Here is a 16,729-nt window from a genome sequence, read left to right on the forward strand (position 1 = left end):
CTATAAACTGCCAACCGGCTACATGGACTTCCTCTCCGCGATTTCCGCCATCTTCGCATCATTCAGCCGGGTATCTCCATGCACGCGGCTGTATGACAGATAGCCGTTCATGCGGTCTATTTTCGTCAGGTTCCTGGAACCGCATTTCGGGCACACATCCATCTCCAGCTCCTCATGTCCACAGTCGTCACAGTAAGCCAGGGACAGATTCACCCCTTCATAATACCCCAAATCCATCGCCCGGCGGATCAGGCTTTTAATTGCTTCAATATTGTAGCTGATAGGATAGCGGACATACTGGATTTTCCCGCCGTTGCACAGCTCCCAGAATCTTCCTTCCAAATCCTGCTTCTCAATCGGCGTGATATCCTCCGTCACATGACAGTGGAAGCTGTTGCTCACATAAGGTCTGTCCGAAACATTTTCCACAATGCCGTACATTTTGCGGAACTGCTCTACCTGAAGTCCGCACAGGCTCTCCGCCGGGGTTCCGTAAATTGCATACAGCCAGCCGTCCGCCTCTTTAAATTCCGTGACTTTCTTATTGATATATTCCATAACCTCAAGCGCAAATTCCCCGTCCTCTGCGATGGATTTTCCATTGTACAGCTCCTGCAGCTCGTTTAGCGCCGTAATCCCAAAGGAGGACGTCATAGGCTTCAGCAGCGGTTTGATACGGTCATGGGGGTTCAAGCGCCCTCCGTAAAACCCGCCCTCACAGTAAGCCAGCGGATTTGTAGAAGCTCTCATATTCCCCAGATATTCATAGGTACGGATATGCAGGTTGCGGATCATTTCCAGATAATAATCCAACACTTCATAGAAATCCCGGCTCTCAGAACGGGCCTTTGCCAGAATCATCGGCAGATGAAGGCTTACCGCACCCACATTAAAACGTCCCACAAATATGGGCTTGTCATTCTGGTCTGCCGGATACATGCCGCCTCTCTCATACCAGGGGCTCAAAAACGCTCGGCATCCCATAGGGCTGATTACTTTCCCGTAACGCTTATACATACTGGAAATATATCCCTTCCCGGACATAGACAACCAGTCCGGATACATTGTTTTTGCAGAACAGCGGATTCCTGCCTCGAACACGTCCTCACACTCTTTTCCCGCGCCATGAATGTTTTCGTCATACAAAAAGACAATTTTCGGAAACAGCACCGGCTTACGGTTTCCCGGCTTCCCCTGCCCCTTCTGGTGAACGTCAAGCAGGGATACGCTTGCCATTTTCTCAAAACGCTCTGTGCCAAGCCCCAGGGTAACCGTTACAAACGGATAATCCCCCCTGGAAGAACCGACGGTATTCAGCTTGTACTCAATCCCCTGCCAGCCTTGTTCAAAGTCGCGCCTCACCTTATCCATGGCATACGTTTCAGCCTTCTCGGCATAACCTTCCCAGGAGGCATCCCCGTATTTGAGGAATTCTTCTTTATATTTCCGGTAACTCTTTTCCGCATAGGGCGCCAGCACCTTATCTACCTCCGGCACCGTAAAGCCGCCGTACTGCTGCGCCGCCGTACTCAGAATGATATCTCCCATTACATCAAACGCCGTATCCAGCGTCTTTGGCTCATTGTACCATACATTCCCCATCTCAAAGCCGTCTTTCAGGACTGTCGCCACATCAAACAGACAGCAGTTCATCGTATCCAGCCTTGCAGACTGGTCATGGATATAAATATAACCGTCTTTGCACGCTTGGCGTTCATCCCGTGTCATAAAAAATTTCCGGTACAGCTCTTTATTCAGCTCATTGAAAATCAGGCTCCGCTTCGTAGCCACTAAAGCGCTGTCTGTATTGGCATTGCTCTTATCCCCGATATAACGGATAGACTGGCTCTTCGTATACACATCATCCATCATATGGATAAAATCCTGCTTGTAATTCCTGTAATCCCGGTAGCTCTTTGCCACCGCCGGATTTACCTTATCTAAAGCTCCCTCCACAATGTTGTGCATTTCAGGAATCGTAATACCCGCCTTTCCAAGGGACTCTGCTTTTTCCTTTGCGGACCTGCACAGAAACTCTATCTCATCCTCTGAAAATTTATACAGAATCCTCGCCGCCGACTTATTCACCGCCGCAATAATCTTGTCCACATTAAATTCTTCCCGGGTGCCGTCTTTTTTAATTACATACATCCTTGTATCCTCCTCACCATATTTAGTGTTGTATTTGTCATTTCACTTCTTTATCCAACAAGATATTGTCCCTAAAGTATATAACAAAATACGGTGGGCGTAAAGGGGTATTTTCAAAATATCCCATGAATAATCCCGCCGCAAGATGCGCATACTTGTCCATATGAAGAATAATTTTATGAAATGCGGTATTTACGGCTGGTGCATGGAACTGCTCTGGACAGGATTTTTGGCCTTCCGAAGACGGGAAATGAAACTTTTCGGGCGCTCTTCTATATGGATGTTTCCTATTTACGGAATGGCTTCTTTTTTCCCCGCCCTTGTCGGTCTTCTAAAAGACCGCTGTGTATGGGTTCGCGGCACCGTCTATGCCTTTGCCATCTTCACAGTAGAATTTCTTACCGGAAGCTTTCTCAAAAAGCGCGGTATCTGCCCCTGGAACTATTCGGGCTGCCGCTTCAACTATAAAGGTGTCATACGCCTGGACTACTACCCTCTCTGGTTTCTTGCCGGACTGTTTTTTGAAAAAACTACCGCAAAATAAACCGCAGAATCAACACACAATTTTCTCTTGAATTTCTATTCCGTTTGGTATATGATATGGTGAAAGTAAAATTTAGCTTATTTCATACCAAAGGAGATTACTATGAGACATTTGATGAGTCCCTTAGACTTCAGCGTGGAAGAAGTTGCACAGCTTCTCGACCTCGCCCGTGACATTGAGGCCAGCCCTGAAAAGTACGCGCATATCTGCGACGGTAAAAAACTTGCTACTATTTTTTATGAACCAAGCACACGAACCAGACTCAGCTTTGAAGCAGCGATGATGAATCTGGGCGGTAATGTGCTTGGTTTTTCTTCGGCCGCTTCCAGCTCCGCCTCAAAAGGTGAAAGCGTAGCCGACACGATCCGCATGATTTCCTGCTATGCAGATATCTGTGCCATGCGCCATCCAAAAGAAGGGGCTCCGATGGTAGCGTCCATGCACTCCTCCATCCCCGTCATCAACGCGGGCGACGGCGGCCACCAGCACCCCACCCAGACCTTGACAGACCTGATGACTATCCGCTCCCTGAAGGGGCGCCTGGACAATATCACCATCGGTCTCTGCGGCGACTTAAAGTTCGGCCGCACTGTACATTCCCTGATTAATGCCCTCGTCCGCTATGAAAACGTGAAATTTATCCTGATTTCCCCTGAGGAACTGAAACTTCCGGGTTATGTCCGGGAAGATGTTATCAAGAAAAACGGATATGAATATAAAGAGGTAGAACGCCTGGAGGAAGTCATGCCGGAGCTTGACATCCTGTACATGACAAGAGTTCAGCAGGAGCGCTTTTTCAATGAAGAAGACTATGTGCGCATGAAAGATTTCTACATTCTGGACAATGCAAAGATGAGCCTGGCACGCCCGGATATGCTGGTTCTTCATCCACTCCCACGTGTGAATGAAATTGCCGTAGAAGTAGACGCCGATCCGAGAGCCGTTTATTTTAAACAGGTACAGTATGGCGTGTATGTCCGCATGGCTCTGATCCTCACACTTCTGGAACTCAAAGGCTAAGACAAAACGGCCGCAAGATCCGCGGCATAGGAGGTAAGTATGTTAAATATCGACCAGTTAAACGAAGGCGTGGTTCTCGACCACATCCCTGCGGGAAAAAGCATGTCCATATATAAATACCTGAAACTGGATAAAATGGACTGCTGCGTAGCCATCATCAAAAATGCCCGCAGCAATAAAATGGGAAAGAAAGATATCATTAAAATCGAATGTCCGATCGACGCGCTGGATTTGGAAATCCTAGGATTTATCGATCACACCATCACGGTCAATATTATTGAAAATTCAACGATTGTCGAGAAAAAGGTGCTGGAGCTTCCCAAACAGCTTATCAATATCATCAAATGCAAAAATCCCCGCTGCATTTCTTCGATTGAGCAGGGGCTGACACATGCCTTTTTCCTTGCCGATCCGGAAAAAGAAGTTTACCGCTGCAAATACTGCGAAGAAAAATACAGCCGGAAACGTCTCCGTATATAGAGAAAAGCCCCGCATAGAAACCGTGCGGGGCTTTTCAATAAGCAGAACGATAAGCCGGGTTATGTCGTGAATAATCATCTATCTAGATCCGGCGTCGCCGCCGGATTCAAGCGACCTACCTAAAGCTGACGGGCCGCCATATGCTTTTTCTCGGTCTTGCTTCGGATGGGGTTTACATATGCCCCTCCTGTTACCAGGAGGGCGGTAGTCTCTTACACTGCCCTTCCACCCTTACCCGGTCATGCCGGGCGGTTCATTTCTGTTGCACTATCCTTGGAGTCGCCTCCACCGGACGTTATCCGGCATCCTGCCCTGTGAAGCCCGGACTTTCCTCGTCCGGCGCCTTTCGGCCTGCCAGACGCGATTATTTATTCTACTTATTGAAATGATTTTAACACCCGCCTTTCAGAAAGTCAAGGCTCGCAGACTACGCCATTCAAGCAGATTACCTCAATCTGTTCTATGTCTACTAGTATGAATACCAATAAACATAATCTGTGTTTATCCATACTCCCTGATACAGTTCACGTTTTTTCTTTACATCACTCTTCGGAAACGTGAATGTAATATATTTTTTTCCATATGCGTCTAAGTCTATCGGCACATTCTCAAATTTTTTCTTTGCAATCACATGCCCATAAGTATCTTTGGCAGATATGGTAACCCAATCAAATTTGTTTGCTCTGAATATTCGTGTATTCATCACTACGCATTTTAACACAAACTGATTTCCCTTATAGTATGCTTTGTTTACCTCAAAATGAATGTTTCCATATCTTCCCCCATGTGCATTGCATTTAGACAGCGACTTCCCTTTATATTCATTTTTCACGACTGTAATTTTGCATTTTGCTTTCCTGCCATTCGGCAATTTGCATGTAATTGTGCATTTCCCCGGCTTTTTCGCAGTAACTTTTCCGGACGAATTCACAGTTGCTATTTTTTTATTCGAAGACGTCCATTTTAAAGAGCGAGGTTTATACTCTGAACGGTGGTCATAAACAACCTTTATTTTTTTCGAAAAACCTTTTGCGATTTTTAATTTGCTTTTTGACAATTCTACATATTGTGCTGACGTCTTTTTGTAAGGACTCTTGTCACTGCTCTGAAACTTCATTTTAAAAGTAACGCCTAACACACTGTAACGTTTATTTCCAACATCTACAAAAGAAGCATAGGAGTAAAATAAACAGCCTTCCTCATCTTCATCGTCACTCTTTTCTTCATAATCCATTTTTAGTTCACAGGCAGAGACTCCATGACCGACATTTACCTCTAATCCATCCGTAATGTAATCATCATCGTATGAAAACGATACACAATTTATCGCATGATCATACATGACTTGCTTTGTATCCATATCTTCATATATCATTTTTATATCATAAATCTTTAACTTCCCCGAAGACTCACGAATCGGGCATTTATATTTAATATCAACTCCCGCATTTATAGGGGAATCTAAACTTGATGTTACAAGACATTCTTCATTTAATGGCACATAATGGTTTGAACTATCCGCATCCCACTTACGCGGATAGAACGACTGGTTTACCATCACGCCTTCTATATTCATTTTATACGAAACAGCCCCGCAAGCCGCACAGCTTTGTTTCGCGACGCTATTATAATTCATATAGAATACGGTCTTAAAGTTATGCCCAAGCGCATCTACATAGGAGTTCCGAAAAGAGTCGCCGCATCTTTTACACGTATATTCTGTATATCCCTGATTGACACAGTCTGGTTTCACTACTTTTGTCTCATATTCATGTCCGCCTTTCAGCAATTGTGTATATTCATGCTGACAATTCTGACACACATATTCCGCATATCCATTCTTATTGCAAGCTGCCTCCTCTATTTTAACGATTACATATTCATGTTGGGATTCATCTATACTAATATCATCCATGCACTCCTGCCCATCGGCATCACTAAAACATTTGCTGCAAAACAGACATTCATAGTGAGCAATGCTGCCTTTCTGTGAACAGGTCGGTTCTATTCGTTCAAAATATGCTAACGGATGATTTTGCACCACCACAGCAAAGCTCTCCAAAACAGTGCTGCCTGAAGAAATCGTTATATTTGCCATCCCCGTTGAGACCGCATTAAATAAAAAACTGACCTCATTTTTGTCATGTCCCTGCTTTACGGCACTTACAACCGACGTATCACTGGATCTTATAGAGGAATCCCAGGCATTCATTACCGACGACAAATCAAATTCCATCAATTCTTCCTGGCCTGTACATAATTTATAATCCCCTACAAATATATGTAACCTTTTTTCTACACCATTATTATTTACAACAATATACGTTTCCCCAGACGATTTTCCGGTAATCACCTGTTCCTCCATTGCTGCTATTTCTTCGTTTTCGGAAGTGTATGTCGCCAACACGCCTTCCTGCTGCTCAATTACATATTTTTCACCTACATATAAGAAGATTTCATCTTCATTACCTGCGTACACATTACTTTTCATCAAAAAGCAGAAAAACAAAATTAATATAAAATACCACTTTTTCATTTGCCCCCACTCCTTCTCACTTTCCCCCAAAATTTCTATTTTCAACTGCGCAGCTATTCTGTTTTTATTATACTATTTCATCACAATAATATCAACTTTAAACCCATATTGTAACAAAATAGTAATTTCCCGCAAAAATAACTGCCGTGAAAAGTCTTTTTGTCCGGCATTCTTTCTATCGGCTCATCCTCTAACTTTAATTCTGCATCTTTATCTGCTCTCCCTGAACCAGCGGAAATTTTATCAGCTGATTTCCTTCCAAATCTTCTTTCTGCATATCTATCGCTGTAATCTGGCGATTTTCATAAGTAGTATAATAATAAATGCCCTTGTCTGCATTGCAGCATGACGTATAAATCGTAATCTCGTATTTTCCGTCTCCCACCTCGCAGCATCCTCTCTGCTGCTCCACAGAACCCAGAATATGAAAAAACTGGCTGACACTCTCCGCTTCGGAATTCCCGGAAACCGAATTCATTTTTGTAAACACCGCCCTGACAAAACGTGACGGGGAAGACAGATCCCCCGGAAGCCCCAGCGCCCCCATCCCACGGCTGTAAGAACGCAAAGACAGCTTTTCAGAAAAATGATTCCGCGGCTCCTTCGGAGATAACTGCATATAATTGTTCAGCTGGAACAACTGCTGCCCAAACGGCGGATTGTTCGTCAATATCCCCACCGGGTTGTCATAAATTTTCATCCCTTCTTTCACCGCTTCTATGACAATGGTTTCTTCCCTGTCAGCAATTATCCAATGAAGCTGAGCCACAGGCAAATCCCGATTAAAAGAATCTTCCGTCAGATTCAACCGTGCCAGACGCTCCCTCGCTTCTCTTACTGTCGCACACTGTACAAGAATCCAGGGAATAAATTCAAAAGTTGCTACATTGTCTTTTCCCTGTACTGCTTTCCTGTACTGTGCATTCCCCACAAAATTCAACCCGGCCATTCCAAGCCCCCGCTCATTGACTGCATCATAGTATAGAGGATAATCCCCCTCCACATGCGCCATTCCGATGACAGCATAATGCCGCTCCATCACTTCTGCATTGCGAAAGTGAAATGCATAGCTGCGAGGAGTGATTACAACTTCTTCCCCATAAGAAAAGTCATAGTCCAGTGTGCGCCCAAAATAAAAATCCTTTGTTTTATAAACAGCTGCCGTACACATATTTTTCCTCCTAATTTTCTTTATCCTGCCTGCATCCATTCCTTCTTTATGCCGCTTAGTTATTATTTTGAGGCAAATCTCTTTTTTCTATTCACTTTCTCTATTTCTTCCAAAGCTAAAACCAACTGTTTATTCTCTTCATGCATCCGTATGGCAATCCTGCAGTACTCCCTTCCAAGACCATAAAACTGAGAACAATCTCTCACTTTCATTCTCTTTTGCTCCAGCTGCTCCCGAATGTCTACTCCCGAACTTCTAAGAAGCAGATAATTTGTCTTAGATGGTACAAGTTCCATGCCAAGTTTAACAAGACGCTCAGACAGCCACGCCCTCTCTTCCTCCAGGAATATATAAGTCTTTTCCATATATTCTTTATCCTCCAGAGAACAGATTCCTGCAAACTGTGCCGGGACAGATACCCCAAACCCCTGCCCCCATCCTTTCATAGAAGCAAGCAGCTCCTGATTCCCAGAAATACAATATCCCAATCGAAAACCTGCCAGTGCATAAGTCTTTGTAAAAGCATCTATTACAACAAGCTTCCGTGAGTCCGCCGCCTTCTGTTTCACAGTCCTGTCTTTCCAGTCCGGAATAAATTCCATAAAACACTCATCCACTACCAAAAGACTGTCATTCTGCACACATTTTTCCAAAATACACTTCAACAACGGCGGCGCTGTCAGACATCCTGTCGGATTGTTCGGATTGCATAAAAAGACCATATCAATATCCTGATTCAAAACCTCCAGTACCCCATCATCCAAATCAAACATCCTTTCCCGGCTCATCTGATAATGTATTACCTCACAGCCTGCTATCCGCAAAGCTCTGCTGTATTCTTCAAATGTAGGCTCAATAACTACAGCTTTCCTCGGTCTTTCAGCAAAAATCAGGCGGTACAGTAAATCATCCGCCCCATTCCCACATAAAATACTGTCCTTGGAAATATTATATTTATCAGCCAGCATTCCTCGCAGCCTGCCGCAGTCCGAATCCGGATAAAACTCCAAAATATCAACTATTTCCGTCAGACTTTCCCTCACCCTCTCCGATATACCAAAAGGATTCGTATTTACTGAAAAATCAATAACATTCCCTTCAGATTTTTCTGTTATATTCATCCATAAGCTTTTCATCTGTACAATCCCCACACAATAATAAATTTCAATCCTTTTTACTTTCCTGTTCTACCGTCACAAAAACTTTATCTCCCGGCTGCTTTCCTATCCTTGCACGGATATCTTTTCGTATCCCAATAATATAGCAGACACTGCCATCCTCATTCTTGACTCCCATATTTACGACACTCCCGTCGTATGGTTCTCCGTCAAATGTGGCATGTATCCTCACCCGGCCTTTTCCAAACTCCTCTCTGATATCATATGGAAAAATCACATAGACTCCGCCTTTCCTGTCCGCATTATAAATCAGAGATTCATATTCATACACTTTTTGATTCATCTCTCTCATCTCCTTCACAATTTTTTTATCATGCGTTCATCCCATATTTCCTCAAATCCACCTTGCCGTCTCTCACTTCAACGCCTTCCGCTTCCAGCAGCCTTGCCTGCGCACCGGCTCCGCCAAAGGCAAACTCTCCTGCCAGTTCCCCCTTTGCATTCACGACCCGATAACATGGAATCGAACCCGGATCAGGATTCTTATGCAGCGCATTTCCCACGGCTCTCGCCATCTTTTTATCTCCGGCAAGCTCCGCGATCTGTCCATATGTGGCGACCCGGCCTTTGGGAATCTTTTTCACAGCCTCATAAATCCTTTTTGACGGGCTGTCTGTAACAAGATCATAGCTCTCAGCTATCATCCGCCGGATATCCTCATCCGGTATTGTCCCATCCAAAATAATCGTATTCCAATGTTCTTTATTCTGGTGGTAAGCGGCAATTACCGATTGATACGTGCTTCTCCAAAAATCCCTCCACTCAGGATGTGCTTTTACATTTAGATTGATGTAACCGTCTCTCTCATACGTCCATAGAAATGCCTTTCTGCTTCCCTTTACTCTTACAAGCTGCCAGTTTAAATCATGAAACGGCGCCTCCTGATAGGTATTTGGGAACGACATGCCATAAGCCAATGCCTCTTCTCTTGTTTTCAATCCCTGACCTCCTCTTATTTTTCCGCTTTTTGTAGTCAGATTTTATCATGGCCGGACTACAGATTCAACCGATACTTTTCCCGTATCCATACCTCTTTTTATATTTTTGAAACATTGCCGCAGAGAAAACAAGCGCCATAAACTCTGCTGCAGGCGTCGCCAGCCAGATACCGTTCACACCGAAAACAGCAGGCAATACGAGCATCATAACCAGCATAAACACAAAAGACCTTGAAAATGCCAATACTGCCGAAACGATTCCATTAGATAATGCAGTAAACATCCCACTTGCAAAAATGTTAAACCCGATAAAAAACAGCGCTATCGTACAAATTCTGTTTCCTGTTACTGCAAGGTCATATACCGGATTACCGGGGTTGGCAAATACAGATACCAGCTGTTTTGTCAAAAGAAAGGACGCCGCTGCCATCAGTATAGAAATCACACCTATGACTCTCAGACTAACTGCGATCAGTTTCCTTAGCTTTTCATAGTTTTCCCCTCCATGATAAAAACTAATCATAGGCGAGACACCGTAAGAATACCCTGTATACAAAGAACTTGCAAACATCAGTACATACATAATGATTGTAACCGCCGCAATACCATTTTCTCCCACATAATGAAGCATCGTCCAGTTAAACATCATCGTAATAATCCCTGTGACAAGCGCAGTCGCCATCTCGGAGCATCCATTAACGGCTGCATTTACAAGGACTGTGAAACGGAACACCGGCTTTTTAAAATGCAGCAGGCTCTTTTTTCCGCTGAAAACGAACATTCCCACAACCGTCGTTACAGAATATCCCAGCCCGGTCGCAATCGCCGCCCCGCTGATTCCCATATCGTACACAGCAATCAATACATAGTCCAGCACGACATTTAAAACACCGCCTGCTACAGAACAAAGAAATGAAAGCGACGCTTTCCCACCTGCAATCATATAAAGAGTAAAATTATTCATCAACAGGATAGGCACTGTAAACATCAGATAACGGCTTAAATACTCCACACAGTATCCTGCCACATCCGCAGACAAGTTCATTTCTTCAAAAACGCAGTACATAACCGGATATCCAAGCCCGCACATGACAAGGCCAACCAGAACATTCACAAGTATCAGGAAGGTGAAATCCTCTTTTGCCTCCTCCGTCTTTTGTTCTCCCATTTTTTTCATAATCACTGCGCTTCCTCCTGTAGCAAGCATAGTAGAGATAGCAGTGACAAGCTGGATAACCGGCGCTGTCAAATTAATCGCTGACAAAGCGTTCGTCCCAATCAGGTTGGATACAAACAAACCGTCAACCATGCTATAAAAAGACATAAAAACGCTCATGGCAATCGTCGGAACGGCAAATTTCAAAATACTTTTTAATGTTAGCGGCTTTAGATATACATTTTGGTTTTCCATAAATTTTCTCTCCTCTCATCTTGCATTTATCTCCTACATGCAGTATCATAAACCATACAGTAACAGTACAGTCAATAGGACATCGAAAAATTTCAGGAGCCGGGAAGATGGAAAAGAAAAGTAAATTACTTACAATCGGGCAATTCGCAGCCCTGCACGGAATCAACAAAAAAACTCTTATGTGGTATGATGAAATCGGTTTGTTTAAGCCCGCTGCCATCAATCCTGCAAACGGATACCGCTGCTATAATTACCTGCAAAGCCCCATATTGGAAACAATTCTGCTGCTGCGGGAACTGGATGTATCCATAAGTGAAATACAAAATTTCATAAAAAACCGCTCCGCCAAAAATCTCAAATTCCTTCTGGATGAAAAAATAGCCGATTTAGATTCCAGCATCCTTCACATGCAGGCTATCAGAAAAACCTTATGCAGCCATCAGCAAAATATGCATACTTTACTCACTATGGATTTGTCAGAAATCCGCATAATCGAAAAAGAAAAACGATGCCTGGTAACGGTAGACATCGACAAAGATACTTCTTTCGAGAAATCGGTAGAACTGATTACTGCCGAGACGGCAAAATACCAGCTTGGCCGCCTGCACGATGCTTCTTACGGTTCTATGATTTCCGTCGCCAGTCTGAGAAGCGGAAATTTCGACGACTATTCTAAACTGTTTATCGAAATTCCTTTTATGGCACAAAAAACCGGGCTGCATATACAGCCCGGCGGAAAATATTTAAGAGCCTTTTATAAAGGGGACTGGAGCGGGATACCCTTGCGGTACCAGTCCATCCTCGAATATGCCGATAAACATGGACTGACTCTCTCCGGATTTTCTTATGAGAAAGGCATCAACGAAATGGTCGTTGAAAACATTGAAGATTATATTGTTCAGATTGAGATTCCCATTTGGGGATAAAGCAGACACATTGCGGTAAAATGTGATTTTACATTAAAAAGCATCTGCCTCACCATATGTTTCCAGCAGAAATTTCATACTCCGCTCACACAGCCATTCCCGAACATAACTTAAATGGTTATCCCATGTCTCAATCGCACCCAGAGCGTTATTATGCGTCCCGCTCAACAGCTCCCAACGCTCAAAATTCCGTTCGAAAGAAGCTCTTTGGCTTCTGGCTTCTTCTATCGTCTCATCGATTTTGCGTACAATTTCATCGGATTTCTGCACAAGAATATCAGAAACGAGCTTCTGAAATTCCCCGCTCTCCAAAAGCCGTTTATACCACGCATTCCCTTTTGCCCGAAGTTTATTCCATGAATCCCGTTCCGAATATACAAGCGTAATATTCCCTATGGAAATATCGTAATCCCACAGCGGGCCACGGCACAATTTTCCATTTTTGTCTTTGTACATATAAAAGCTCAGACCATCATCAATATCTATAGATTTTACCAGTTCGTCTACAATATATCCTTCCGCAAAGGAACGCATATCAAAATACTGGCTGGCCTCCTCGTAATCGTAAGTCCCCCCCTCTCCTGCCTGAAGCACCTGATAGGCATAATCCAGATAATTTTTCACATAATTTACCTGATCCTCTGTAATCATATCTGTATCCGGCGTCTTGATATTATAATGCTGCGTTGTATCAGATGGAAGTTTAAACCAGTCCCTATCCAACACCCCTTCCATCTCCCCATCTCCACGGCAGTCCATTTCCACTAAAAATCCAAGCCCTTCTCCCTCCGCCGTTTCATCAATTTCCACTCTATTTGTGCCTGTTTCTGTCTGCTCATTTAAGGTATATACACCCTGATACACACCATTTATATAAACTTCCACTGAGATACTCGTTGTTGTATATTTTTGTGTTTCAAATAAGCTGGCAATGGAATATGTAATATGATTTCTAATCAGGCTCCTGTCAATATAGTTTGCAAGCAATATCCAATCTTTTTCCTCCCCGCTTCCAAAAAGATTTATTTTTTTATCAAATTTCAGGCGATAAGGCTTCTTGCCTGGAAATGCCCAGGTAGAATGCCCTCTGCCACGGATACGCGCCGTTTTATCACGGAACGTATATTCCTCTCTCGTATTAAGGATATCAATTTCACATCCCACGTAATAATCTCTGGAATCAACCGCCATACCCTGTGTGTCAATTGCAATGACTGGCATACTGAGAAAATCATAATCATAAACCGCCTCTATGGTTTTATCCATATTCTCCCATGTATCTGTGCGCTCCATCTGTGTATTTCCGTCGCTCCACTGCACAAACTTATACCCCAGCTTCGCGGCGGGCGCCTGAACGGTCACAGTTTGGCCTCTTTCAGAGACAAACTTCTTTTCGTATTTCCCCTCGTCGTCAAAACCTTCACTTTTCAGGGAATCCACAGTATAATGAACCGTCCACGTATCTGTATCCTCTAATGCCGCTCTGCCGCATATGGTACAAGCTGTCTTTTCCGCATTCCAAGTATGTCCCAGCGCATACAATATTTCCTTCGTTGTATACTCACAGCCCTCATAAACACAGGAACTGTATGCTTTCCATCCTTCTTCCATGCACGTCGGAGCTTTTTCCTGATTGGAAACAGTAAGGCTATGCCTTCCTGTCTTTACCACCGCCTGTCTATCTGCCACCGCATCACAATGGCTGCAATGCCTGGACTTTACGCCTTCCCTGCTGCATGTCGGAGAGACATCTACCGTAAATTCTGCTGAAAACCGGTGCCCTGGCGCGGGAATTTCTTCTGTTTCCTTTTTTCCGCATACCGTACAGCTTCGCTCCCTTCTGCCTCCCTCCAGACATGTAGCTGGAATTACTGTCTGCCATTCCCCGGCATGGATGTTCGACATCGTGCCAGGCTTTATCCGGGTGTCTGTTGCACTGCATCTTGAACAAACTGCCGTTTCTGTCCCATCTGCAGCACACGTCTCATCATGATTATACATATAATTTATAAAATTATGTCCCAACGCCGGAATCGTCTCCGTCTCCCTTCTCTGGCACAAAGAACAGATTCTCTGTCTACTGCCCGCAGCCGTACATGTCGCAGATGCATTTATCTCCCACCTTCCAAAACAATGGCCGCTGGTAATCAACGCTGAATTTTCTTTTGTCCGCGTGTGCTCTCTGCCACACGTTTCACATACTGCTGTCTCTGTCCCATCTGTAATGCAGGTCGCATCGTTGTTATAACGATAATGTATATACACATGCTCCAACTTACTTATTTTCGTCTGTTCCGTTTTCGCTTCACAGCGGCTGCAATGCCTGGATTTCATCCCTTCCTTCTCGCAGGTTGCTGCTATATCAATCGTAAATTCCTCTGCGTAAGCATGGCCAAGCGCTGTCCCCGGCTTTGTCCTGGTATTAGATACCCCGCACATCTCACATACCGCTGTCTCCGTTCCGTCCTTCGTACAGGATGCATCTTCATTATAACTGTAAGCCGTACACACATGGCTTAATTTTTCTATTTTTGTCTGCTCTGTTTTTACTCCACAGCGATTGCAATGCCTGGATTTCATTCCTTCTTTCTCACAAGTCGCTGCGGCATCAACCGTAAATTCACCCGTATAAGCATGACCAAGCGCAGGAATCGTTCTTGTCTGTGCATTCCCGCACGCACAGACAGAGCTCTGTTCCCCTGGCGCTGTGCACTCCGGTGCGGTCACCGTCTGCCACTCAGAAAAATGATGCGTATGCAGACTCCTGATTTTCACTGAAGCTCTCTGCCCTTTCCCTTTCAGCAGCTTCCCATACCTCGAATATTTTTCCTCCGGCACTGTGATGACCGCTCTTTTATGAATTCCTTTGAACGCATTTTTTCCTGCCTTTTTCAGTCCCATCGTGTCAATACGAATCTCCTTCAGCTTCCGGCAGCCATAGAAAGCATTTTTTTCAATGCTTTTTAGGACAGTATTCGTTGTTACTGACCGTAAGCGCTTACAGCCTTTAAACGCGTTCTTCCCTATAGAGAGCACTGTCAATGTATAGCCGCTCTTTTTAATCTGCTCTTCCACGACAGCCTTTGTTATTCTCTTTGTCCGTGTGCCAACCAGTGCCACTCCCCCCCTGCTTCCTTTCAGTGAAAGCACTTCATAGCGGAATTTCCCGGCAAAAAAAGTCTCCCCTTTTTTTAGTTTTGATTTCTGTGCAGAATGGTTCAGCCAAACGCCGGGCGCCGGGCTCTTATCGTGAGCGTGCACTGAAACAGAACCTATTATCCCCAGCACAATGCCTAACGTAATTGCTATGAACAAAGATAAACTTGATTTTGTTTGTCTCAAATTCTGTTTCCCTCCATTAAATTTCCAAATTATATTTTATTTATGAAAAAAAGAAAGCCTCAGAGTATCAAAAATACGTAACTTCATACGCCGTGTATTCATAAGCAAAATGATACCCCAGCTTTTCTGCAAGGCTCACCGACCACTTATTCTGCGCATCCCAGCTGGGATACCACTCCCTCTTCAAACACTCCAGAATCAACTTCGCCCCGCATATACTTCCGATACGCCGCATAATCCTCATACTGCAATACCCAGTCCCTGCACCACGCTATTTTCCTGCAATGCCAAAACAGTTTTTCATCTATCATTTTTAATGTATATCCGCCCGGCAGTTCATCCACCGCCTTCTGCAACGCCTCTCTGTCAAAAACATCTTTCTCCTTCTTTATCGCATACCGGGCGACTCTCTTTGCTTTTTCCCCATAGCATTCCTCAATCAAATCCGCCCAATCTTTATCCTGCGGCACCATAATCATAAAGTCCCGCATATCCTGTCCCGGATGATACAGTACAAACTCTCTGTTACACTTCCCTGGAAGAAAGCAAAAATCTCCCAGCACCGCCATAGCAGAAACCGGGTCTTCCAGGGAATCCGCATAGATTTTTCCCACTACTCCCTGCCAATACTCCCACGGGCCTTTATACAGGTGTTCCTACTTCTATCAAATTTCCATCCGGATCGTAAAAACGAATGACCCGCTGTCCCCAGCTATGCGTCATCAGACGATTTACATACTCGATTGGTTCTGGATAATCATTCAGTTTCTTTGCAAAAGCATCGATATCTGCCTCTTCAAAATATAGCTCACTCATATGATTGCGTCCGATGCACTCTCTGTTCAGGAACTGCTTCCAATATTTTATGTCTTGAAGAACCAGCCCCTCTGTCATAATAACGTTGCCGTCATTGTCAAGAATCACTTCCAGTCCAAATAAATTCCTATAAAAAGCAATGGACTTTTCCATATCCTTAACCACAATTAGAATGTTCTTTAATTTCATTTTTCATCCACCACCTTCTCAAAAGCT

The 16,729-nt window shown here is 44.1% G+C and carries 13 protein-coding genes, 1 other RNA gene and 1 pseudogene; 4 read left to right on the forward strand and 11 right to left on the reverse strand.

Annotated elements, in window-relative coordinates; genetic code table 11:
- Nucleotides 1-18 precede the first annotated feature (18 nt).
- On the reverse strand, nucleotides 19-2,151 hold the full coding sequence (gene nrdD, locus NFR99_RS07360; RefSeq protein WP_120483952.1) for an anaerobic ribonucleoside-triphosphate reductase: 2,133 nt from the start codon (nucleotides 2,149-2,151) through the stop codon (nucleotides 19-21).
- A 178-nt stretch (nucleotides 2,152-2,329) separates the two neighbouring features.
- Between nrdD and NFR99_RS07365 the strand changes: the two genes are divergently transcribed.
- The 3 genes from NFR99_RS07365 (at nucleotide 2,330) to NFR99_RS07375 (ending at nucleotide 4,195) form a co-directional block, all read left to right on the forward strand.
- Nucleotides 2,330-2,695, forward strand: a complete 366-nt coding sequence (locus tag NFR99_RS07365) for a putative ABC transporter permease (protein WP_243126641.1) — start codon at nucleotides 2,330-2,332, stop codon at nucleotides 2,693-2,695.
- Between the two features lie 102 nt (nucleotides 2,696-2,797).
- Entirely contained in the window at nucleotides 2,798-3,715 is a 918-nt protein-coding gene (gene pyrB, locus NFR99_RS07370) for an aspartate carbamoyltransferase (RefSeq protein WP_120483950.1), read from the forward strand.
- A 39-nt stretch (nucleotides 3,716-3,754) separates the two neighbouring features.
- Nucleotides 3,755-4,195: an aspartate carbamoyltransferase regulatory subunit gene (locus NFR99_RS07375; protein WP_120483949.1), complete on the forward strand. Its 441-nt coding sequence runs from the start codon at nucleotides 3,755-3,757 to the stop codon at nucleotides 4,193-4,195.
- Nucleotides 4,196-4,229: 34 nt separating this feature from the next.
- On the opposite strand, the gene rnpB is transcribed toward NFR99_RS07375, so the two are convergent.
- The 7 genes from rnpB to NFR99_RS07410 all read right to left on the reverse strand — a co-directional run bounded on the left by rnpB (nucleotide 4,230) and on the right by NFR99_RS07410 (nucleotide 11,429).
- Nucleotides 4,230-4,575, reverse strand: an RNA gene (rnpB, locus tag NFR99_RS07380) — RNase P RNA component class A.
- Nucleotides 4,576-4,664: 89 nt separating this feature from the next.
- Nucleotides 4,665-6,731: an Ig-like domain-containing protein gene (locus NFR99_RS07385; protein ID WP_251353318.1), complete on the reverse strand. Its 2,067-nt coding sequence runs from the start codon at nucleotides 6,729-6,731 to the stop codon at nucleotides 4,665-4,667.
- 196 nt (nucleotides 6,732-6,927) lie between these two features.
- Entirely contained in the window at nucleotides 6,928-7,902 is a 975-nt protein-coding gene (gene bsh / locus NFR99_RS07390; RefSeq protein ID WP_251353319.1) for a choloylglycine hydrolase, read from the reverse strand.
- A gap of 62 nt (nucleotides 7,903-7,964) precedes the next feature.
- Entirely contained in the window at nucleotides 7,965-9,038 is a 1,074-nt protein-coding gene (locus NFR99_RS07395) for a pyridoxal phosphate-dependent aminotransferase (RefSeq protein WP_251353320.1), read from the reverse strand.
- A 28-nt stretch (nucleotides 9,039-9,066) separates the two neighbouring features.
- Nucleotides 9,067-9,363: a DUF1905 domain-containing protein gene (locus NFR99_RS07400; protein ID WP_135974512.1), complete on the reverse strand. Its 297-nt coding sequence runs from the start codon at nucleotides 9,361-9,363 to the stop codon at nucleotides 9,067-9,069.
- A gap of 28 nt (nucleotides 9,364-9,391) precedes the next feature.
- Nucleotides 9,392-10,018, reverse strand: coding sequence for a methylated-DNA--[protein]-cysteine S-methyltransferase (locus NFR99_RS07405; protein ID WP_120483945.1), 627 nt, complete (start codon nucleotides 10,016-10,018; stop codon nucleotides 9,392-9,394).
- 64 nt (nucleotides 10,019-10,082) lie between these two features.
- Nucleotides 10,083-11,429 (reverse strand): MATE family efflux transporter, encoded by a 1,347-nt coding sequence (locus tag NFR99_RS07410; RefSeq protein WP_251353321.1) that lies wholly within the window; start codon nucleotides 11,427-11,429, stop codon nucleotides 10,083-10,085.
- Nucleotides 11,430-11,536: 107 nt separating this feature from the next.
- Between NFR99_RS07410 and NFR99_RS07415 the strand changes: the two genes are divergently transcribed.
- Nucleotides 11,537-12,355: a MerR family transcriptional regulator gene (locus NFR99_RS07415; RefSeq protein WP_135974516.1), complete on the forward strand. Its 819-nt coding sequence runs from the start codon at nucleotides 11,537-11,539 to the stop codon at nucleotides 12,353-12,355.
- 33 nt (nucleotides 12,356-12,388) lie between these two features.
- Here NFR99_RS07415 and NFR99_RS07420 read toward each other — a convergent pair whose 3' ends face one another.
- From NFR99_RS07420 to NFR99_RS07430, 3 genes and pseudogenes are all read right to left on the reverse strand, one after another.
- Nucleotides 12,389-15,697, reverse strand: coding sequence for a CotH kinase family protein (locus tag NFR99_RS07420; RefSeq protein WP_251353322.1), 3,309 nt, complete (start codon nucleotides 15,695-15,697; stop codon nucleotides 12,389-12,391).
- Nucleotides 15,698-15,764: 67 nt separating this feature from the next.
- Nucleotides 15,765-16,311, reverse strand: a pseudogene (locus tag NFR99_RS07425) (GNAT family N-acetyltransferase).
- 28 nt (nucleotides 16,312-16,339) lie between these two features.
- A complete protein-coding gene (locus NFR99_RS07430) occupies nucleotides 16,340-16,702 on the reverse strand; it encodes a VOC family protein (protein WP_120483941.1) in 363 nt (120 codons plus the stop codon).
- Between the last annotated feature and the right edge of the window lie 27 nt (nucleotides 16,703-16,729).

This window comes from Hominisplanchenecus murintestinalis, assembly GCF_943193015.1.
GTDB classification, from domain to species: Bacteria; Bacillota; Clostridia; order Lachnospirales; family Lachnospiraceae; genus Hominisplanchenecus_A; species Hominisplanchenecus_A murintestinalis.